The organism is Rickettsia conorii str. Malish 7 (assembly GCF_000007025.1).
GTDB lineage: Bacteria > Pseudomonadota > Alphaproteobacteria > Rickettsiales > Rickettsiaceae > Rickettsia > Rickettsia rickettsii.
The window spans coordinates 810,903-830,428 of record NC_003103.1 but is presented as its reverse complement, the minus strand read 5'-3'; the positions used below and the strand labels follow the sequence as shown (position 1 = coordinate 830,428).

Genomic DNA, 19,526 nt, shown 5'->3' with positions numbered 1-19,526 from the left:
CCACGGTATGACAATTTAATCAGTTTCTCCTCGCAATGACGTTACAATTTTATCAAAATAATTTATGCACAAATTAATTATTCACGGTGGTACACCTCTGAAAGGTATTATTAATATTAGCGGTGCTAAAAATGCCGTGCTACCTATTATGGCAGCGTCTATTCTTACCGATAAACTGCATATTACTAATGTTCCAAAGTTAACGGATGTTAGTACTATGAAAGATTTGCTCCGAAGTCACGGGGCAGATATTGAAATAATAGAACATCAAGATGAATTTGAGCTTATAATTGATACCAAAAATATAAATAACTTTACTGCAGATTATGAAATAGTCCGTAAAATGAGAGCATCGATTTGGGTGCTTGGTCCTTTGCTTACCAAATACGGTAAAGCAAAAGTATCGCTTCCGGGTGGTTGTGCTATTGGAGCAAGGCAAGTAGATTTGCATATTGCTGTATTAAAAGCTATGGGAGCTGAGATTGAAATAGAAGACGGTTATATTAACGCTTCAAGTAAAGGACGCTTAAAAGGTACTCATTTTGTTTTTGATAAAGTTTCCGTAGGTGCTACGATTAATGCAATACTTGCAGCTGTTTTAGCAGAGGGGGAAACTATGCTTTTTAATTGTGGTCGAGAGCCGGAAATAGTTGATTTATGTAATTGTCTTATCACAATGGGAGCTGATATTGCAGGTATCGGCACTAGCGAAATAACAATTAAAGGCAAGGATTCTTTAAATAAAGCGAGCTATAAAGTACTTTCTGATCGTATTGAAGCCGGTACTTATATGTTTGCGGCAGCTATTACTAAAGGTGATGTAAAAATTTGTAGGATTGATTATCATATTGTAGAAAATATAGCTTTAAAACTTATCGAAACGGGTATAAAAGTCGTGCCGATCAATAACGGAGTTCAAGTAACTTATGAAGGGAAGTTAAATTCAGTTGATTTAGAAACTAATCCCTATCCTGGCTTTGCTACTGATTTGCAAGCACAATTTATGAGCCTTATGACGCTTAGTAGCGGTGTTTCAATGATCACCGAGAATATTTTTGAAAATCGTTTCATGCATGTCCCTGAATTATGTAGAATGGGAGCAGATATAGTAGTACGAGGTAATAAGGCGGTTGTTCGAGGTGTAGAAATGTTAAAAGGCGCAGAAGTTATGGCAAGTGATCTTAGAGCTTCGGTATCGCTAATACTCGCCGGTCTTAGTACTAATAGCAAAACCGTATTACACCGAATATATCATTTAGATCGTGGCTTCCAAGATTTAGAAAAAAAATTAAGTAATTGTGGTGCAGATATAAAAAGGGTATAATATATTCGATCAACTTCAAAAATGGGCTAAGTCGTTCTACAAGAGCTGCGGTACGCACGTATTAATAAGTATACGCTGTGTGCCTCGCCTTGTGAACTCCTTGCTCTTTTTGAAGTTGATCTGCGTATAGTCGTTTCCTATTTATTTGTAGTATACTATTTTTAACGGAGAAAAATTATGGCAAGAATTACAGCAGAAGATTGTAATAAAATTATACCGGATAGGTTTCGGCTTGTTGTCCTAGCAACAAGATATGCTAAATTATTAAATTATAAAGTAGAAACTAATCAAATTAAAAAAGAAAAGCGTGATAAGCCTCCTGTTATCGCATTACGTAGAATTGCTGCCGGAAAAGTATCGGTAGCTCAGTTAGAACAAGATTTAATAAATAGTCTGCGTACAAGAACTATGATAGAGCCGCTTGTTAATCAAGATGAATCAGAAGCTGTAGAAGAAAAATTTGAGTATTTACCTGAAGTTTATATCGGGGAAGATTATTCTGATTTAGATGATCAAATCTTTATTGATGAGAATGGCGAAGATTATGAAACTGATAAGTAAATGCTTATCGGTGTTGGTACTGATATAGTACAAATTCCTAGAATCGAAAAAATATTACATTTATATCCAGAACTTTTTGCTAAAAAAATTCTAACTTCAAAGGAATTAAAACAGTTTGCTTTGTTGGGAAAAATAAACCATGCTGCTTTTTTAGCCAAGCGTTTTGCTGCTAAAGAGGCTGTGAGTAAAGCCTTTGGAGTCGGTATAGGTCAAGGTATAAATTTTAAAGATATTACTATACTAAATAATGATTTAGGTAAGCCTATAGTAGAAGTTAGCTCAAACTATACAAACACACTCTCTCCTTTTAATATTCACCTTTCTCTTGCTGATGATTATCCTGTGTGTGTAGCATTTGCAGTGATTGAGAGTAGTTATAATGTTATTCTTGGGTAGAGGCGTGTTACTGTGTGAACCCTATTTCATTCCCGCGGAGGCATTGTTGTGTGGATACCCAAACCGTCATTGCGAGGCGCGAAGCGACGTGGCAATCTCATGCAGTAATAACAAACTCCTGAGATTGCTTCGTCAAAACTTACAGTTTTTCCTCGTAATGACGACTTAGTATACGGGGAATGCCCGCTCTCGCAATAACAAAATATAAATTACGATCCGGCTTTGCTGTCTGCTTTAGGTAACATGATTTTTAAATTAGCTTTAGCTTCTAAATCAGCAATATATTTCTTTAGTACTTCTGCAGCTAATATATTATCAATAGTTACTTTTGCTTCTTCTTTTGTTGGAATAGGCACAGGTTTTTTCTCAAGCACTTTGATAATATGCCAACCGAAATCGGTTTTTACAGGAGTTGAAACTTCATTTACTTTTAAAGCAAAAGCTTTCTTTTCAAATTCCGGTACTAACTGCCCAGGTTGATTTAGTAGAATGTAACCGATAACGCCGCCGTTTGAAGCTGAAGCTTTATCAAGAGATAACTCTTCTGCAAGCTTAGTAAAGTTTCCGCCTTTGCTTAATTTGGTTTTGATATCATTAGCTTCTTTTTGAGATTTAACTAAAATATGAGCAACTTTTATTTGTTCTTTACCTTTAAGATTACCGACATATTTATTATATTCGTCATCAAACATCTTATCTGTAATGTTAGATTTTATGTAGTTTGCTAGTAATTCTTGTTGAGCTAATTGATTTTTTGCATTTTCAAGTTTTTCTTGGAATTCTTTAGAAGAAGTAATATTTGACTTAGCAACTTCTTCTTTTAACAAAAGATTATTAACATAAATTTTTATTAATTTTTCCTGATCTTGTGGTGGAAAATCATCAAAATTTTTGATTGTTTCACCTGATTGAAGATTAAGCTGAGGCTTAAATTCTTTCATAATTTGCGATTCTTTTACTTCACCGCCTTTATAGGTAGCAACTACCTTGTCTTTATCAGCAAAAGCAATACCGGAAAGCATGCTAACTGATAAAAATATAACAGATAATTTTTTCATTTATGACTCATAATTGTGTTAAATATAAGCTTAAATTTTATAAAAATAATATATAACCGTCAACAGCTATTTGAGAATATTTTATTTATTAATAATAATTTACAAATATTTGTAGTAAAAAATTATTCATTTAAATAAAATTATAACATTTGATAATTTTATAAAATATACCTATATTTAAGTACTAAAATACTAAAAATATCATAAGGACTTTAATGCTTTCTATTTTAAAAAAACTTTTCGGTACTGCAAATGATCGTACTGTAAAAAAACTATTTTCTGAAATTACAAAAATTAACTCGCTTGAACCTGCTATACAAAAATTATCAGATGAGGAGTTGAAGAATAAAACTGTGGAGTTTAAAGAAAAGCTTAAAAACGGAGCTACTTTAGATGATATAGTATATGAGGCGTTTGCGGTAGTTAGGGAAGCAGCTAAAAGAGTTTGCGGTATGCGTCATTTTGACGTTCAGCTTATAGGTGGCCTGATATTACATCGAGGCATGATTACCGAAATGCGTACCGGTGAGGGTAAGACCTTAGTTGCAACGCTTCCTGCTTACTTAAATGCTTTAACTGGAAAAGGTGTACATGTTGTAACCGTAAATGATTATCTAGCACGCCGTGATTCTGCTTCCATGGGTAAAATTTACAATTTTTTAGGTTTATCGGTTGGATGTATTGTTGGCGGTATGCCTGATGAGGTAAAACGAGCCGCCTATAACGCCGATATTACTCATGCAACAAATAATGAACTCGGTTTCGATTATTTAAGGGATAATATGAAGTATAGCTTGCAGGAGCGGGTACTTCGTCCTTTTAATTTTGCTATCATCGATGAGGTTGATTCGATTTTGATAGATGAAGCAAGAACTCCGCTCGTTATCTCGGGTCCGGTTAATGATAATGCAGAATTATACGGTAAAATTGATAAAATAGTACGTCTGCTTAATGCAAGTGATTTTGAAAAAGACGAAAAATTAAAAACTATCAATTTAACGGAAACCGGCATTACACATATAGAATCGCTTTTAAGTAAAGAAAGTATTATAAAACCAGATACCAGTTTATATGATTTTGAGAATTTAACTTTAGTACATTATGTTAACCAAGCCTTAAGAGCTCATAATATGTTTACTGTTAATGTAGATTATTTGGTGCGTGAAGGTAAAGTAATGATTATTGATGAGTTTACCGGTCGTGTAATGGAAGGGCGTAGATATTCGGAAGGGTTACATCAAGCATTAGAAGCAAAAGAAAATGTGAAAATTCAAAATGAGAACCAAACTTTAGCATCTATTACTTTCCAAAATTATTTTCGTAATTATCCTAAATTATCGGGTATGACCGGTACGGCTATGACCGAAGCACCGGAACTAAAAGATATATATAATCTCGATGTGGTCGCAGTCCCAACCCATAATAAAGTTACAAGGCTTGATCTTGATGACGAAATTTACGGTAGTAAAAAAGAGAAATATGATGCTATCTTAAAGCTAATTAGGGATTGTTACGATCGTGGACAGCCTATACTTGTCGGTACGATAAGCATAGAAAAGTCAGAAGAGCTTTCAAGCGTTTTAAATAAAGAAAAAATCCCTCATAAAGTATTAAACGCCAAATTTCATGAGCAGGAAGCTTTTATTATTGCTCAAGCAGGTAGGTTTAAGGCAGTAACGATTGCAACTAATATGGCAGGGCGGGGTACTGATATTATGCTTGGCGGTAATCCTGAAATGTTAATAGAACAGCTGGATAAAGAACATAATTATGAAGCTAAAATAGCTGAAATAAAAGCTCAAATTGCCGAAGAAAAGAAGCAGGTTATTGAAGCAGGCGGTTTATTTGTGATAGGTACGGAAAGGCATGAAAGCCGTAGGATAGATAATCAACTAAGAGGAAGATCAGGTAGACAAGGTGATCCTGGTAAAACTAAGTTTTTCCTATCGCTTGATGACGATTTAATGCGTATTTTTGCATCAGATCGTATATCAGGAGTCCTTAGAACACTTGGATTGAAAGACGGAGAGGCTATCCACCATCCAATGATTAGTCGTTCACTTGAGAAAGCGCAGCAAAAAGTGGAAGGACATAACTACGAAATGCGTAAAAATTTATTACGTTTTGATGATGTAATGAATGACCAACGTAAGATAATATACGAGCAACGTACTGAAATTATTAAATCTAAAGATAGTCACGGTTTCTTAAATAGTACTACTGAGGAACTCGCCCAAAAGATAGTATTAACTTTCATGCCGGTAGGCTCTTATAGAGAAGATTGGGATATAGAGAATTTAAGCGTAGAATTACATCGTGTTTTTTCTATAAAATTTGATCATAATGTAGTAAGTAAAAATGATGTAACGGAAGAAGAAATCACGAAGATCGTTATACAAATGGCTCATGATATATATAAGTCAAAAGAAGAAGCCTATAGTAGCGAGTTAATGCATAATGCCGTGAAATATATTTTATTAACTACCCTTGATCAAGTTTGGAAAGATCATTTATATAGCTTAGATCATTTAAGACAAGGCATATCTCTTCGAGCTTATGGCCAAAAAGACCCTCTTAGTGAGTATAAAAGAGAAGCATTTAACTTATTCGAGCAGATGCTTAATAATTTAAAAGAATTATTTATTCAAACCGTATACCATTTCCATATTGACTTAAAAAATGTTCAAAAAGAAGATGTTTTGCTTGAGTATAAAAAACTTCAGAAAAATATGCGTGAGAGTCGGGAAGATCCGGCATTTAGTAAATATAACGCAGGAAGTAGCATTGAGACTGACCTTAAACCAGTCGTATCACGCATTGATCCAAAAGATAGAAACCCTGACGATCCTACTAGTTGGGGTAGGGTATCTCGTAATGAGCTATGTCCGTGCGGTTCAGGCAAGAAATATAAATATTGTCATGGTGCAAATGAATAGATGAAAACCTATAATACCCTACGATTTTTACTCTATGTCATTCCCGCGAAGGCGGGAATCCAGCAAAACTTGAAAAAATCAAAAGGTTATAGCTATTTCTTAAAATTTCTTTACATTTTTAGAAAAAGTAAAAATTCTTCGAGATGTTTATATTGTCTGGATTCCCGCCTTCGCGGGAATGACATAAAACGAGCCATTAATTCTTAAGACAATACAACCTTTTTAAAAATTGTAGGGTATTATAATGAAAACCACTTTACCTCAGTGTTCTCTAAAAATCCAAGCTAGGCTTAATTTTATAGTCTAGCAAATTCTAGATATTGCACAAGATAAAATCGCTATGATTATCTTTGGCTCTTTTGCAAGAGGTGATTGGGTGCGTGATCTACCTAACGGTTACCATACGGCAAGGATTAATCAGTAGGAGTTCTCAGTATTGTCTGCGTGACTTCCTAATCGTCATTGCGAGGAAATTGCATAGCAATGGACTAAGCAATCTCAGGAGTTTGTTATTATTTCATAAGATTGCCACGCAGCCTACGGCTGCTCGCAATGACGATTTGGGTATCCAAGCAAGCCTTTTGCAGGAATGACAATGAGATCTTTATCACCTTTAAGAAATACAAAGTATAAATAAGTAGAATATGATAAAAGAACTATTAAATAGTAATTTAACTCTGTTGCTAAAGTCAAATAGAGTAGTAGTGCAAGATATAGAACATTATGTAAAACAATGTAGCTTTGAAAATGTTTAAAAGAGTCTATTTTTCTCTTGATTAAAGTGGGCCTAGTAAGGAGTTTAAATGAATTACGTGCAGTATCTACTACTGAACTATTTTCGGTATCTACAAATAATGCACTAAAAGTTGGCTAAATGGTGAGTTGAAGAAAAAAAAGCAAATGTTAATATATGTAGTGATATTTTGAAGAATACTCCTTGAAATTCAGCCGCACGTCACAGAAATTGTAGCAGAATATCTCTAATATCAAAAGGCGTTGCAGTAAACGGGAACGAGGAGTTTGGCTAGGATCACCTTTATATGAAGCAGTAAGCACTTTAATGTAGCAAAACTATTACTTAAGAACGGAGCTGAGGTGGATCAAAGAAAATCCGGAGGAATACCTTTGCATGCGGTTGCTAAAAATGTTCGATGTACTTCTAAAGATATTAAGGATTATGAAATATATAAGCTGTTAGTATCATATGGTGCTGATATCAACGCAAGAGTAGAATTTACAGGAGTAGGGTTTAGTATATATGATGGAAAAACGATATCAGAAATAGTAGAATTTAAAATAGCATTCGTCGGTGAAAGTGAAGTAATAACGGAAGAATAATGATAACATATTTATAGGCATTGCCTAGAAATCGTTGATACCGTCATTGTAAGCGGCTGTAGGCTCCTGTTGCATGGATACCAAATCGTCATTGCGAGTGACTGTAAGGAGCGTGGCAATCCAGAAAAATAATAAAAATGCTACGCATTTTACTAGATTGCTTCGTCAATTACTTTGTAATTTTCCTCGTAATGACGTCAACTTTTCAAATTATCAACTTTTTCTAGGCAATGTCTATTTATCGACACGGTAGTTATTGACAAGTTTAGGAAAAAGTTTTATATTCTTCACAAGTTTAAGAAAAAGTTAATAGTATATGTCTAAAGCAAAAACAGCTTCCAAAAATAACCCGACTTCTAGGGAACAGGCTAAAGAATATTTTCATAACGGTCAGAAAATCAAACCGGTCAAGCTTATTGCTGCTCAAAAGTCTTTTCTAGCTGCCGAATATGAATCTTCCGGAGATTTAGTCGTAGGGAGCAATGGTCAGCCATTACCTTGGGGATTAGTTAAAAGCTTATCTTAATATTTTCACTTCCAAAAACCTCGCCAATAAATAATCGGGGGCATAGCTCAGGGGTAGAGCATCTGCTTTGCACGCAGAGGGTCAAGGGTTCGATTCCCTTTGCCTCCACCACTGCCGATAAGGGGTTCAAGGCTTTTTGAAATTTAGTAAAAACTTTGAATGTTCCTTTTGTTTTAATTTTCGCTCCATGTCTTGCTAAAAAAATATTCTGTACCTACTATTATTGGTTATGGGAAGTATTTACAACAGCAGAATCCAGGCAAAAATAATAATCTACATACTCAAAAGCTGAGGTGACTATTTACTTGAGAAAGAAATATACGAAGCTTTGCTAGAACTCAGTAATTATAGCAGTGAAGAGAATAATAAATTATTAAATACGACTTATTTTCTTATAAATTAATAAAAAAATAAGGACATAATATGAGTGGTACAACAAAAAATATAAATGCAAAGGGCGCAGCAAGCATGGGTCTTGATAGTTGGCTTGGCGTTACTGTAGGTGATAATATTACTCACTCTTTTAGTTTAGATACTAATAGTAATATTTTTTAGGTATCACCGATACTATGAATTACTATAATGGCTTAGGTAGTATAGACATAAATAATGCACGTGTTAATTTTAATATAACTAATAGAGCTTTAGAAATAAATGCTAATAACAGACCTTTTAAATTGATTGTAGACGAGGATTTTTCTATAAAAATTGCAGAGTTTAACACCTATGAAAATGAGCAATATACTTTTACAAATCATTAGCAAGATAAAATGAGTTTCCAAGATATAAATACGTTAGCAAAAATAACTAATCTATCTCATAATTTGTTAAAATTTTATCTAATAATTATACGCTAGAAGAAATAAAGGAGATTGCAGATAAATATAAAGCAATAGATAAAGAGGCATTAAATTTATTTATAGGACAAAATTATAAGCTTTTTTATAGCTCTGATCAAACTGAAAATCCTTTTAAAGATCATACTCCATTTTTAAATTAGTAGACAAGTCTTTAGAAGAAAGTCCAATCCTTAATCTAATGCCTGTTGACCTTAAAATATCATATAGCTTCTTATTTAGAGGACGAAGTCGATATAATAGGCAATGACAGCTAAATTCTCTATCTACTACAATGCAAGCTGGCATACAATACATATTGGCATGCAAGAAGATTTAAGCTACACTGCAAAGCTTGCCAATCACTTAATACATAAAAATGGTACGCAATGGCTTTATGTTCTAGATCAGGCATTAAATTTATACCAGCTAGGTACTCAGACTATGCAGATAGCAGGTGATATAAGAAAGCTAGTAGCAGGCACATCGCTGGTAGCCTTAAAGAAAAATTTACAAAATCTTGACTCTGTAAGATTTGGTATGTAGGTATCAAGGGGAGTAAGTACTACAAATAATTTAGTAGTTGAGAGTTTGCAGGACGTAATACAAGATTTTGATATGATTACTAATGGATTAAATAGAGAAGAAAAAGCAGCTTTGAAAACAAGATTCAGTTGCTCAAAGATGCTTGCTCAAACAAAGGAAGCTATTTATGCCAAAGCATTTGATATTTCAACGCACTATTTAAAAACATTTAAAGGCACAGGTTTAAAAGGTATGTTAATAGCTCCTTCTAGATTAATTGCCGTTCGTTTTAAAAAATTTTTAGATGATATAGGACAAGTAAGTTCTGAAGTTGTTATATCTGCTACTGATGACCGGGACGGTTATAAAGATATTGAAAGCGAAAATGAAGTAGATAAATTTATAAAAAACATGAGGGAACAATATGGAGTAAAATTCAATAATAGAATTATTAAAAAATTTAAAAGTTCCGATGATCCTGAAATTTTAATTGTAGTTTCAAAATTACTAACCGGTTTTGATGCACCGCGTAATGTCGTTATTTACATATGCAAAGAATGAAAAGAGCATAGTCTTTTACAAGCAATTGCTCGTGCGAATCGTCTATTTGAAGAAAAAGGGAAAACTAAAGAATACGGTTACATAATTGACTATGTAGGGTTATCGAATCAATTAAAACAAGCACATCAATTTTATGAAAATTATGGTTTAAACAATTTTGATAGAGAAGATTTAGAAGATGCTATATTTTTTGTAGATGATAAATTGAAAGCATTTTTTCCGTTACTACAAGAAATTAAAAATATTTTTATAAATGTGCCTAACGATTTGGATTCTGAACAGCTCGAACAGCATTTAGCCGATGAAGTTATACGCAATAAGTTTTATTTCTTGTTGAATAAATTTAAAAATCTGATGTCTATAGCTTCTAATTCTTATGAATTTTATGAAGAAAAAGAACAAGTTAATTTACAATATGAATAAAATTTAATAAGCTCAAAGAGATAGTGGAAAAGCGTTATAAAGAAAAACCGGATAAAAAAATATATACCGCTCAAGTCATGAAGTTGCTTGATGAGTATGTTATTGCCGGTCATATTACTAAAACTGAGGCGGTTAACATTCGGTCATGGATATGGCTAATCAAATACAAGATACTATTTAAGGCTTATATCAATATCGATCCTGCCTTTTATCAAAAATTTTCTACCCTTAATAAATAACACAATAATACAGCATCATAATAAACGTTTATCGGATAGCGATCTTTTAAATAGAGTTAAAAAAATAAGAGCTGAATTTAAAAATGATGTGCCAAGTGAACTCGGCACTAACAAAACAATAATAGCTTCTTACAGAATCGCAAAGATCAAAATCAGCGTAAAAATGCCATTCAAATTGCTCTTGATACCTATGACATCATTAAGCAGGAAATAATTGTTCATTGGACAAAAAACACTTCCATTTTAAATGAAAAATTCACTTGATGATTATTTTGTTGATGTTGTTAAAAAAGAAATGAGGATTGACTTTAATAATGAAAATTTAAGTGATGTTGTGGAAAGCCTAATTGATTTTGCTAAAGATCATGAAGCTAAATGATTTGGCTTAAATAACGCAAATAGCGAATTATTGCAGAATGCGCTATTGTAGAATTTTTAAGCTATCAATATTTATATAATATCTTTAGTCGTATTATCGTAATATTTTCCTAATATGTCTAAAGCGTTTTGGTCATAGTCATTTTGAGCTTCCATATGCCATACCGGTTCATAATCGCGAGCTGCTAAAAAATGTTTTGTATAATGTTTTAATTCTCTCTCACCTGAGTTACCAAGTTTGTATGAAAGTGTATAAGAAATGGTGGGTTGATTTGGAGCCTTTTCTATTTTTTATTGAATATAATTATACTGTAATTCGTTTGTATTGCCTATAATGTGGATATGAAATTTATGTGTCTGTTGTAAGTTTATATATCTCTGTTAGCTTTTCAGGTTCTATTTTGCACATAGCATTCCAGCCTTGATCAAATACCTCATTATCTCGTATATAGGATTACCGTTTTTTGCTTGTATAAGCTCATTCATTTTTTTACGAAATTTTGCGGTAGTTATTTTACCGGTTTTATACTGATCTATTATTCCGTTAGTTTTTCTTCTTCTTTTGCCATAGTAGCAATATCCGGTATACTTAGTCCGCTGTATTTGCTAAATTTTATTATAGCGAGTTCCCTCTTGGTTAAAATTACCTGAGAATATTTAAAAACATGAGCTTTTATCATAGTGATTACCTATAAATTGTTAGTTTTAAAAATATAAAATTGTTAAATAAAAAATCAATATTATAATATTAAGAAATCATATTTAGGGTAAAATAATGAGTTTAAAATCCGCTTGGCTAGATACGCCTCTTGGTTCTATGCTGGCAATTAGTGATACAGAGAGGCTTTATTTGCTCGATTTTGTTGAAAGTAAAGGATTAGAGTATAAAATTAAAAGACTTAAGATTAACACAAAATCGGCTATTACTGAAGATCGCACTAGACCGATTATATCAATTGAAGAGGAGCTTAAATCTTACTTTAGCGGTACTTTGCAAAAATTTAATACTCCGATATATCTTTTAGGAAGCAAATTTCAAAAATTAGTATGGCAAGAGCTAATGAATGTACCTTATGGTGAAACAAGAAGTTACTTTACCCAAGCTAAATTAATAGGTATGGAAAGATCTTATAGAGCCGTTGCAAATGCTAATGGAGCAAATAAATTTGTTATAATTATTCCGTGTCACTGCATCATCAATAATAACGGTAAGCTTGGCGGTTATGGTTCAGGGCTAGATCACAAAAAATGGCTTATCGAGCATGAGAGACAGAAGTATTAAATAAAAAATCAATGCCTGAATTTCGGTTACAGGAGTTTTAAAAAGTTCATATAATATAATTATTATATTATAGGATAAATTAATATGTTTAATAAGCTTCAAAGACAAGAATATTATCAGGCATTAATTAATAAAGATGACAGATATGAAAATATCTTTTTTGTAGCGGTTAAAATAACAAGAGTATTTTGTAGACCGACTTGTCCTGTACGGAAACCTAAATTTGAAAATTGTGAATTTTATAAAACTGCTAAGGAAGCTTGGCATGCTTCATATAGACCTGGTCAGCGTTGCAAGCTTCTTTCACATCCTTGGTGAAGCTTCAGGTTTAGTTTGTACTCTTGTTAATGCTATTGAGTTTAATCCTGCTAAAAGATGGAAAGATAGTGATTGTGATGAGTTATCAGTAGATGCTTCTACAGCACATTGCCAATTTAAAAAACGTTTTGGTATGACGTTTGTAGAATATGCGAGAGCAAGGCGTATGGGTATTGCGATGAAGCAAATGCGTATGGGTGCATCGGTCATGAATACACAAATTGATATGGGTTATGAGTCAAGTAGCGATTTGCTAGATGCTGTCTCTAAAATAATGGGAGGACCGCCGACAAAATTTAACCGGCATTTAAATATTTTAAAAGCGGCTTGGCTAGATACGCCTCTTGTTTCTATGCTGGCAATTAGTGATGAAAAATTGCTTTATTTGCTAGAGTTTGTTGATAGAAGAGGTTTGGAGCGTGAACTTGAGAGGCTAAGGATTAAGACAGAATCTGCTATTATTCCTGGAAGCACTGAACCGATTTGAATGATTGAAGAGGATCTGCAATTGTACTTTAACGGTACTTTACAAAAATTTAATACGCCTATATAGCTTTTAGGAAGCCCATTTCAAAAAATGGTTTGGCAAGAATTAATGAATATACCTTACGGTGAAAACGAAGCTATTTAAATCAGGCTAAAGTTTTGGGCAAACCTAATTCTTATAGAGCTGTTGCAAATGCTAATGGTATGAATCAGTTAGCAATCATTGTTCTTTGTCATCGTATTATTAATAGCAATGGCAAACTTGGAGGTTATGGCAGGGGATTACATCGTAAAAAATGGCTTATTGAACATGAGAGACAATTTACAACAAATTAGAAATATTTTACTTGAGAATGCTACTATTCCTGTAGAACGTAGAATGCTATTCTTGAAAACTAGAGAAGGAGAGTATGGAGAGCATGACCGATTTATTGGTGTTACCGTGCCGACTTTACGTACAATAGCTAAAAGTTATTTATAATTTGGATATGGAGGATTTAAGCCGACTTATTACTTCAGAATTTAATGAAGAGAAATTTTTAGTATTAGCTATTTTGATTATGCAATATCAGACAGCACAAGATAAAGAGTTTTTGTATAATTTTTATTTAAACAGTATAAAACACGTAAATAATTGGAATTTAGTGGATGCATCAGCTCATCATATAATCGGAGCTTATTTATGGGATAAAGAAAAGGATTATCTCTTTACACTAACAAAATCGGAAATTCTATGGGAAAGACGAATAGCTATAGTTGTTACTTGGTATTTTATCAAAAATAATACATTAAATACGACTTTTGAAATAGCAAAATTACTCTTAAACGATAAACATGATTTAATGTATAAAGCAGTAGGTTGGATGCTACGTGAAGCAGGAAAAAAAGATGCAAAACAATGAATAGATTTTTTGGATCGCTATACTTTACAAATGCTAAGAATCGCAGTTCGTTATGCTATAGAGAGATTACCACAAGAAGTGTACAAAAAATATCTTTTAAAAAACTAGATTTATATTTAATCTATGTTAATATTTCATTTTAATTTATTAAGGGTATTATTATGCTAAAAACATTACTAATTAGTTTTATAACTTTAATTTGTGCAGTAAACTATGCTGATGCTGACCAAACAGCTCAAAATCCTAATTCTACAACTTCTTCTTCTGATCAGCCCGATGATTTACCTGCAGAGGCAGCCGTTCACTTTGCACAGCCTTGGGCAAGACCTACAACAAATGTGCAAGGTAAAGTTAGCAATTCTGCTATGTATTTTACATTAATAAATAGTAGAAGTAAGAGTTATAATTTAGTGAATATATCTTCAGATAAGATAAGTGGAATAGAAATTCATCAAACAATTAATGATCAAGGGGTTAGTAAAATGGTAAAAGTGGATTATCCATTTTTAATTGCCGGTAATATTAATGTTGATTTTAAGCCCGGTGACATGCATATTATGCTTTATGACCCAAAAGTAGATTTAAATGTAGGAGATGAGTTTAAAATAACCTTTTTCTTTGATGACAATACACGAAAAATAGTGAATGTTAAAGTTGCAAATGACAATCCGTATAATAAAACGGGGAATTGAAGGTTATTGTTGCATTGTGCACTCTTCTATGTCATGCCCACAAAGGCGGAAATCCAGTAAAACCTATAAAAAACTTGTTTTTTTAGGTTTAATGTGTAATTTTTATATCAATATTAAGGTTATTTTTTCTGGATTTCGGCTTTTAGCTAAGAATGACATAGGACCACTATACACATGACCCTAGAAATTACCGGAAGTGAGTTAATTAAATCTAAACTTATAGATGCTCCTGAACGTTCAGGGGTTTATCGAATGTTTGACGTTAACAAGCAAGTTCTCTATGTCGGTAAAGCTAAAAATTTAAAGAAACGCCTTACTAATTACATTAAAAGCAATTTAGATAATAAGACGCTTCGGATGATTGCAAATACTTGTTTTTTAGAGTATAGCATCACTAATTCCGAAGTTGAAGCACTACTTTTAGAAGCACAGTTAATCAAGAAATTTCAGCCGAAATTTAATATTCTTCTTAAGGACTGCAAGTCTTTTCCTTTCATTAAGTTACGTTTAGATCATGATTTCCCACAATTACTAAAATATCGAGGTAAAACTCTAAGTGACGGGAAGTTTTTTGGTCCTTTTGCCTCGAGTGTGGAAGTTAATACTACTTTGACCGAACTACAAAAAATTTTTAAATTACGTTCTTGCACGGATAATTACTTTAATTCACGTACTCGCCCTTGCTTACAATATGAAATAAAACGTTGTTATGCTCCTTGCGTCGGTAAAATAAACAAGGAAGACTATAGAGACTTAGTAACTCAGGTTAAAGATTTCTTACAAGGTCGCACTAAAGAACTCCAAGAGAACCTATCTAGAAAGATGGAAGAGCTAAGTAGTCAGATGCGTTTTGAAGAGGCGGCAGAAATTAGAGATCGCATTAAAGCACTGAGTTATGTGCAGCTTAAGGCAGGGGTTTCAGATGTCGTTAAAGACGCAGATATAATCGCTATTGTGGAAAAGAACGGGCATTATTGCGTGGAAGTGTTTTTATATAGGGCAGGGCAAGCATGCGGTAATATTCCTTATTTTCCTACTGCTACCGAAAATAGTACCAAAGAAGAAGTATTAGAATATTTTTTATTACAATTTTACCAAAAACAACACGTGCCTGCGGCAATTATAATTAATCATGAAATTAATGATAAAGAGAATGTGATAGAGGCGATTAAGAAAATCAACAATATACTTCAGATTAATATTACAGTACCTAATAAAGGCGGTAAGGCTAAATTAGTTCAAAATGCTGAGACACATGCTTTATTTTCTCTAGAGCAGTATTTGAAGAAATTTGCAAAAAATCAAGAGATTATGTTTGAAATTAAAGAGCTGTTTGGTCTTTCTGAAATTCCTGAAAGAATTGAGATTTATGATAATAGCCATATTCAAGGTAAGTTTGCGGTTGGAGTGATGGTAGTTGCTGGTAAAGTCGGTTTTGATAAAAAAGAATATCGGGTTTTTAATGTCCATACTCCCTCTCTCGTATGTCATTCCCGTGAAAGCGGGGATCCAAAAAGGTTAATGGATTCCTGCTTTCGTGGGAATGGCATAAAGAACTGCGGGGGTGACATAAAAGGTGACGATTATGAGATGCTCCGGCAAGTCCTAACAAGGCGGCTTACAAGGTTAAGGCAAGAGCCGCATAAATTGCCAAGCTTAATGATTATAGACGGCGGCAAAGGGCATTTAGGCGTTGTTAAAGAGGTGATGGATAAATTTGAAATGAATATTCCTTTTGTTTGTATGTCAAAAGGAGTAGATAGAAATGCCGGTTTTGAACAGTTCCATGTGATAGGTAAGGAAGTATTTACTCTAGATAAGAATTTGCCGGTTATGAAATATTTACAAATCTTGCGAGATGAGGCACATAATTTTGCCATAAAGAATCATAGACTAGGTAGATCACGTGCTATAAAAATATCACGCCTTGACGATATAGAGGGCGTAGGTGAAACTCGAAAAAAAGCATTACTGCATTATTTCGGTTCGTATAAAGCAGTATGCGACGCAACCATATATGAGCTTGCTAAAGTAAATGGTATTAACAAGTTACTTGCTGAGATGATTTTTAATGTTTTGCACAGAAAAAACTAATATTATAACTCATGAAAAACCTAGTTGTATGAGTTGCGATGTCATTCCCGCAGAGGCGGGAATCCAGTCACTAAAAAGTCTAGACATACTAAATTTAAAAAATTAAAAGCTCGATTTTCCTACTTGTCACTGAATTCCCGCTTCCGCAGGAATGACATCGAGCAGGTTTCTGGATGCATGCAAAAGGCTAGCTTTTTATATCCTCAATAGGATCTTTAAGTTCTTGGCATGCTTCGCCTATTAATTTAGGTTCATCATTCTGAGATAAATCATTAATAGTAAATTTAGTTAAGTCAGGATAATATGGAGTCATTGTACTATGAATAGAATAATTTAAAGTTCCTGTCATTAAAGAGTTAACAGCATCATTTTTTTGCTTAGTAGAGTAATACATATTACGCATATTTTCTGAATACCTAGCTATATCAGCTAAAGTGCTGCCATTAACGTCATCACGTGAATTTAAGCTTAAATTTTTTATTCTCCCATTCTTGTCTTAAATAGGAATTATTATGCTATATTTTCCTTCAATACTATTTTGCTTAGACATAAAATCCTCATAATTCAATTATTAACCTTGAGTTAATATATTAAATTATTTAAAACTGCAAGTAAATAGATAATATATTTTATATGACTTTCTTCGTAATGACATTAGAATACCACCATCCTAGAATAAATATCACAAGACTCACCATTGTCCCTATAAACACTCCTCTAAGGTTGAAATATTGCAATGATAAAGAATATTCCCATATTAAGAAGATCGCTGCTCCGCCAAGTGATGATAAGACCATTATAGTTTTAGATGTTCTGATACCAAAAAGCGTTGTTATTAACGGTACTAATGTTACCGGTCCCCAGAAACCAGTGAAGAATACTACTAAGTCAATTACATTACTAAATTTTAAAGCTACAATTATTGCAAAACTTCCTATTATAACGTTAATAATTCGAGCAATTAATAATAATTTTTGCTGATTTTTAACCTTAAAAATAGGATTGATTATATCTTTAACAATAGCTATAGAAGTAACGTTTAAATCAGAATCAGCAGTAGACATAACGGCAGCTAAGAGTCCACTCATTACTATCCCTTGAATTAAAGTTGGGATGATTTGGTTGATTAAATAAGGTAATACTAAATTTGACGGTTGGTTTGGATAAAGCTTATAAGCAATTAAACCATTTAAAGTAATGCAAATCAAGAAGAAAAAATATATAGCGGATTTTGTATATATTGCTTTAGTTGTTTGCGTAGGATTTTTATTAATTAAAGCTCTTTGAATAAATGTAGGATATAGATTCATGACGCTAAAACTTAAAGCTGCTGCAATTGTATAAGAAAGTAGGTTGCTCCGATCAAAATTTGCATTTTCCGTAGGTAGGTTATTAATAAAATCTACAAAACCGATTTTATTTAAACTGATAAAAGTTATGGTTGGTATAGCGATTATCATCGCCAAAAATTGTAGTAAATTAGTAAAAACAATAGATTGTAAACCGCCTATTGTAGTATATATAAGTACTATACTATAACTTAAAATTACCCCATTTACATCATTTATTTCTAAGATATATTGAAAAATATAGCCGCTGACGCTTATTTGAGCAGCCAAAAACCCCACTGAAACGATAACCGAACTAACCCCTCCGATAAAACGACCTATATTACCGTAATATGTACTTAGGATATCGCCGATGCTTTCAGCTCCGTAATGTTTGGCAATTAAAGGCACTATATAGATTGCAATTAATATATCTATAGGTATTGTAAGTATAAGAGCGTAAGCATAATATTCATGCCCCAAAAAAGCCTTTTCCATAATGCCGAAAGTGGTGGCTCCTCCGACAGAACTTACAAATATCGTAGCTATTAATAACAGCTTACTATTTTGCGCTTTACTTTCAACATTTGCATAGTTCTTAAAACTACTATTTTTAGCTCGGTAATATATACCAATAAGTAGAATAGATATTAGGTATATGAATACGATAATATTATCAATAGGTAAATTAAACATAAATTAGATTTTAAAGCTCAAACTTAGCATTTGTTCACAATATATATGTAGTCAAGAATGCTAGATTTATAATTATGTGTCATAATCTGTTCCAAGAAGTTCAGTATCTGGTGTCCAAATATCTTTGTTGGGATCATATTTCTATATTTTACAGTGGGGTTTAATTTTTGTTCAGTAGTTTTTTTCTTTAGGGGATAGTTAGCGTTTGATTGAGTTGTAGTTTTTATATTTTTACAATATTTATGTATTTTAAAAATACCTATTTTAAGTTGCGGCATAATTAACCTTTATTTATGTAAAAAATAAAATCATTATTAACATTAATCAATAATTATTTCAAATAAAACATAATAAAAATTAATAAGTCAATATTTTTTAAATTAACCTATATTAAAATAGTTCTATAGGTCATTATTGAGTATGTTTAAGAAATCTATTCATGTACTTCACCAGCTAATTCAAGTCCCAACTCTTCAGGATTTTCATTAGCAACCACAACAATTTTAGATATTCTTGAACCGGTATAGAAATTTGTAGTATCATTTAATTTTTCTATATCTTTAGTGGTAACAAGAGAATTATCTATTGTGTTAGCATTATTATTTTGAGACGCTATTGCAAAGCTTA

22 protein-coding genes, 1 tRNA gene and 5 pseudogenes are annotated in these 19,526 nt (G+C 32.7%); 23 read left to right on the top strand and 5 right to left on the bottom strand.

The window, feature by feature from the left end:
* Nucleotides 1-64: 64 nt before the first annotated feature.
* The 3 genes from murA to acpS all read left to right on the top strand — a co-directional run bounded on the left by murA (nt 65) and on the right by acpS (nt 2,281).
* Nucleotides 65-1,324, top strand: a complete 1,260-nt coding sequence (murA, locus tag RC_RS04400; RefSeq protein ID WP_010977487.1) for a UDP-N-acetylglucosamine 1-carboxyvinyltransferase — start codon at nt 65-67, stop codon at nt 1,322-1,324.
* Nucleotides 1,325-1,501: 177 nt separating this feature from the next.
* A complete protein-coding gene (gene rpoZ / locus RC_RS04395) occupies nt 1,502-1,885 on the top strand; it encodes a DNA-directed RNA polymerase subunit omega (protein WP_010977486.1) in 384 nt (127 codons plus the stop codon).
* A complete protein-coding gene (gene acpS / locus RC_RS04390; RefSeq protein WP_004998055.1) occupies nt 1,886-2,281 on the top strand; it encodes a holo-ACP synthase in 396 nt (131 codons plus the stop codon). It abuts the gene before it with no gap.
* Nucleotides 2,282-2,490: 209 nt separating this feature from the next.
* Here acpS and RC_RS04385 read toward each other — a convergent pair whose 3' ends face one another.
* Nucleotides 2,491-3,339, bottom strand: coding sequence for a foldase protein PrsA (locus RC_RS04385; RefSeq protein ID WP_010977485.1), 849 nt, complete (start codon nt 3,337-3,339; stop codon nt 2,491-2,493).
* Nucleotides 3,340-3,554: 215 nt separating this feature from the next.
* Between RC_RS04385 and secA the strand changes: the two genes are divergently transcribed.
* The 12 genes and pseudogenes from secA (at nt 3,555) to RC_RS10820 (ending at nt 11,102) form a co-directional block, all read left to right on the top strand.
* Nucleotides 3,555-6,275, top strand: a complete 2,721-nt coding sequence (gene secA, locus RC_RS04380; RefSeq protein WP_010977484.1) for a preprotein translocase subunit SecA — start codon at nt 3,555-3,557, stop codon at nt 6,273-6,275.
* Nucleotides 6,276-6,519: 244 nt separating this feature from the next.
* Nucleotides 6,520-6,681, top strand: a pseudogene (locus RC_RS10375) (nucleotidyltransferase); the annotation flags it as partial.
* 689 nt (nt 6,682-7,370) lie between these two features.
* On the top strand, nt 7,371-7,613 hold the full coding sequence (locus tag RC_RS04375) for an ankyrin repeat domain-containing protein (RefSeq protein WP_010977482.1): 243 nt from the start codon (nt 7,371-7,373) through the stop codon (nt 7,611-7,613).
* A 316-nt stretch (nt 7,614-7,929) separates the two neighbouring features.
* Nucleotides 7,930-8,139: a hypothetical protein gene (locus tag RC_RS04370; RefSeq protein WP_004998070.1), complete on the top strand. Its 210-nt coding sequence runs from the start codon at nt 7,930-7,932 to the stop codon at nt 8,137-8,139.
* Nucleotides 8,140-8,175: 36 nt separating this feature from the next.
* Nucleotides 8,176-8,250, top strand: a tRNA-Ala gene (locus RC_RS04365).
* Nucleotides 8,251-8,562: 312 nt separating this feature from the next.
* Nucleotides 8,563-8,694: a hypothetical protein gene (locus tag RC_RS10825; RefSeq protein WP_016728225.1), complete on the top strand. Its 132-nt coding sequence runs from the start codon at nt 8,563-8,565 to the stop codon at nt 8,692-8,694.
* A 14-nt stretch (nt 8,695-8,708) separates the two neighbouring features.
* Nucleotides 8,709-9,139 (top strand): annotated as a pseudogene (locus RC_RS11060) (hypothetical protein).
* A gap of 160 nt (nt 9,140-9,299) precedes the next feature.
* Complete coding sequence (locus RC_RS04355; RefSeq protein WP_233417440.1) at nt 9,300-9,521, top strand: hypothetical protein; 222 nt, start codon at nt 9,300-9,302, stop codon at nt 9,519-9,521.
* Between the two features lie 72 nt (nt 9,522-9,593).
* The gene (locus RC_RS04350; RefSeq protein ID WP_041471732.1) at nt 9,594-10,061 is read left to right on the top strand and encodes a type I restriction enzyme subunit R domain-containing protein; all 468 of its coding nucleotides are present in this window, start codon (nt 9,594-9,596) and stop codon (nt 10,059-10,061) included.
* A 204-nt stretch (nt 10,062-10,265) separates the two neighbouring features.
* Nucleotides 10,266-10,484 (top strand): hypothetical protein, encoded by a 219-nt coding sequence (locus RC_RS04345; protein ID WP_010977478.1) that lies wholly within the window; start codon nt 10,266-10,268, stop codon nt 10,482-10,484.
* A 23-nt stretch (nt 10,485-10,507) separates the two neighbouring features.
* Entirely contained in the window at nt 10,508-10,723 is a 216-nt protein-coding gene (locus RC_RS10365) for a hypothetical protein (protein WP_010977477.1), read from the top strand.
* A gap of 247 nt (nt 10,724-10,970) precedes the next feature.
* Nucleotides 10,971-11,102, top strand: a complete 132-nt coding sequence (locus RC_RS10820) for a hypothetical protein (protein ID WP_014410871.1) — start codon at nt 10,971-10,973, stop codon at nt 11,100-11,102.
* A 290-nt stretch (nt 11,103-11,392) separates the two neighbouring features.
* Here the strand turns inward: RC_RS10820 and RC_RS11055 are convergent.
* Nucleotides 11,393-11,587, bottom strand: a pseudogene (locus RC_RS11055) (hypothetical protein).
* 50 nt (nt 11,588-11,637) lie between these two features.
* Nucleotides 11,638-11,781, bottom strand: a complete 144-nt coding sequence (locus RC_RS09635; protein WP_014273624.1) for a hypothetical protein — start codon at nt 11,779-11,781, stop codon at nt 11,638-11,640.
* Between the two features lie 95 nt (nt 11,782-11,876).
* Here RC_RS09635 and RC_RS04330 point away from each other — a divergent pair, with 95 nt between their 5' ends.
* The 8 genes and pseudogenes from RC_RS04330 to uvrC all read left to right on the top strand — a co-directional run bounded on the left by RC_RS04330 (nt 11,877) and on the right by uvrC (nt 16,875).
* On the top strand, nt 11,877-12,383 hold the full coding sequence (locus RC_RS04330; protein ID WP_010977476.1) for a methylated-DNA--[protein]-cysteine S-methyltransferase: 507 nt from the start codon (nt 11,877-11,879) through the stop codon (nt 12,381-12,383).
* Nucleotides 12,384-12,467: 84 nt separating this feature from the next.
* Nucleotides 12,468-12,701 (top strand): Ada metal-binding domain-containing protein, encoded by a 234-nt coding sequence (locus tag RC_RS07775; protein WP_010977475.1) that lies wholly within the window; start codon nt 12,468-12,470, stop codon nt 12,699-12,701.
* Nucleotides 12,649-12,945 (top strand): annotated as a pseudogene (locus RC_RS11050) (helix-turn-helix domain-containing protein); the annotation flags it as partial. The gene RC_RS07775 and the pseudogene RC_RS11050, both read left to right, overlap by 53 nt.
* A 30-nt stretch (nt 12,946-12,975) precedes the next feature.
* Nucleotides 12,976-13,523: pseudogene (locus RC_RS10355) on the top strand (methylated-DNA--[protein]-cysteine S-methyltransferase).
* Nucleotides 13,498-13,668 (top strand): DNA alkylation repair protein, encoded by a 171-nt coding sequence (locus RC_RS07770; RefSeq protein WP_016770286.1) that lies wholly within the window; start codon nt 13,498-13,500, stop codon nt 13,666-13,668. Before RC_RS10355 ends, RC_RS07770 begins: the two are co-directional and overlap by 26 nt.
* A 7-nt stretch (nt 13,669-13,675) precedes the next feature.
* Entirely contained in the window at nt 13,676-14,089 is a 414-nt protein-coding gene (locus tag RC_RS04315) for a DNA alkylation repair protein (RefSeq protein ID WP_233417439.1), read from the top strand.
* Nucleotides 14,090-14,250: 161 nt separating this feature from the next.
* Nucleotides 14,251-14,781 carry a copper chaperone PCu(A)C gene (locus tag RC_RS04310; protein WP_010977471.1) on the top strand — a complete coding sequence of 177 codons (531 nt, stop codon included), beginning with the start codon at nt 14,251-14,253 and terminating at the stop codon, nt 14,779-14,781.
* Between the two features lie 174 nt (nt 14,782-14,955).
* The gene (gene uvrC / locus RC_RS04305) at nt 14,956-16,875 is read left to right on the top strand and encodes an excinuclease ABC subunit UvrC (RefSeq protein WP_010977470.1); all 1,920 of its coding nucleotides are present in this window, start codon (nt 14,956-14,958) and stop codon (nt 16,873-16,875) included.
* 187 nt (nt 16,876-17,062) lie between these two features.
* Here uvrC and RC_RS04300 read toward each other — a convergent pair whose 3' ends face one another.
* Nucleotides 17,063-17,278: a hypothetical protein gene (locus tag RC_RS04300; RefSeq protein WP_010977469.1), complete on the bottom strand. Its 216-nt coding sequence runs from the start codon at nt 17,276-17,278 to the stop codon at nt 17,063-17,065.
* A 226-nt stretch (nt 17,279-17,504) separates the two neighbouring features.
* Nucleotides 17,505-18,899 carry a sodium:solute symporter family protein gene (locus RC_RS04295; RefSeq protein ID WP_010977468.1) on the bottom strand — a complete coding sequence of 465 codons (1,395 nt, stop codon included), beginning with the start codon at nt 18,897-18,899 and terminating at the stop codon, nt 17,505-17,507.
* Nucleotides 18,900-19,526: the final 627 nt, after the last annotated feature.

Bases quoted from the DNA above. Each gene is read 5' to 3' on its own strand.
- murA (WP_010977487.1), top strand. From the start codon at position 65: ATGCACAAATTAATTATTCACGGTGGTACACCTCTGAAAGGTATTATT.
- rpoZ (WP_010977486.1), top strand. From the start codon at position 1,502: ATGGCAAGAATTACAGCAGAAGATTGTAATAAAATTATACCGGATAGG.
- acpS (WP_004998055.1), top strand. From the start codon at position 1,886: ATGCTTATCGGTGTTGGTACTGATATAGTACAAATTCCTAGAATCGAA.
- RC_RS04385 (WP_010977485.1), bottom strand. From the start codon at position 3,339: ATGAAAAAATTATCTGTTATATTTTTATCAGTTAGCATGCTTTCCGGT.
- secA (WP_010977484.1), top strand. From the start codon at position 3,555: ATGCTTTCTATTTTAAAAAAACTTTTCGGTACTGCAAATGATCGTACT.
- RC_RS04370 (WP_004998070.1), top strand. From the start codon at position 7,930: ATGTCTAAAGCAAAAACAGCTTCCAAAAATAACCCGACTTCTAGGGAA.
- RC_RS10825 (WP_016728225.1), top strand. From the start codon at position 8,563: ATGAGTGGTACAACAAAAAATATAAATGCAAAGGGCGCAGCAAGCATG.
- RC_RS04355 (WP_233417440.1), top strand. From the start codon at position 9,300: ATGCAAGAAGATTTAAGCTACACTGCAAAGCTTGCCAATCACTTAATA.
- RC_RS04350 (WP_041471732.1), top strand. From the start codon at position 9,594: ATGATTACTAATGGATTAAATAGAGAAGAAAAAGCAGCTTTGAAAACA.
- RC_RS10820 (WP_014410871.1), top strand. From the start codon at position 10,971: ATGAAAAATTCACTTGATGATTATTTTGTTGATGTTGTTAAAAAAGAA.
- RC_RS09635 (WP_014273624.1), bottom strand. From the start codon at position 11,781: ATGATAAAAGCTCATGTTTTTAAATATTCTCAGGTAATTTTAACCAAG.
- RC_RS04330 (WP_010977476.1), top strand. From the start codon at position 11,877: ATGAGTTTAAAATCCGCTTGGCTAGATACGCCTCTTGGTTCTATGCTG.
- RC_RS07775 (WP_010977475.1), top strand. From the start codon at position 12,468: ATGTTTAATAAGCTTCAAAGACAAGAATATTATCAGGCATTAATTAAT.
- RC_RS07770 (WP_016770286.1), top strand. From the start codon at position 13,498: ATGAGAGACAATTTACAACAAATTAGAAATATTTTACTTGAGAATGCT.
- RC_RS04315 (WP_233417439.1), top strand. From the start codon at position 13,676: ATGGAGGATTTAAGCCGACTTATTACTTCAGAATTTAATGAAGAGAAA.
- RC_RS04310 (WP_010977471.1), top strand. From the start codon at position 14,251: ATGCTAAAAACATTACTAATTAGTTTTATAACTTTAATTTGTGCAGTA.
- uvrC (WP_010977470.1), top strand. From the start codon at position 14,956: ATGACCCTAGAAATTACCGGAAGTGAGTTAATTAAATCTAAACTTATA.
- RC_RS04300 (WP_010977469.1), bottom strand. From the start codon at position 17,278: ATGCGTAATATGTATTACTCTACTAAGCAAAAAAATGATGCTGTTAAC.
- RC_RS04295 (WP_010977468.1), bottom strand. From the start codon at position 18,899: ATGTTTAATTTACCTATTGATAATATTATCGTATTCATATACCTAATA.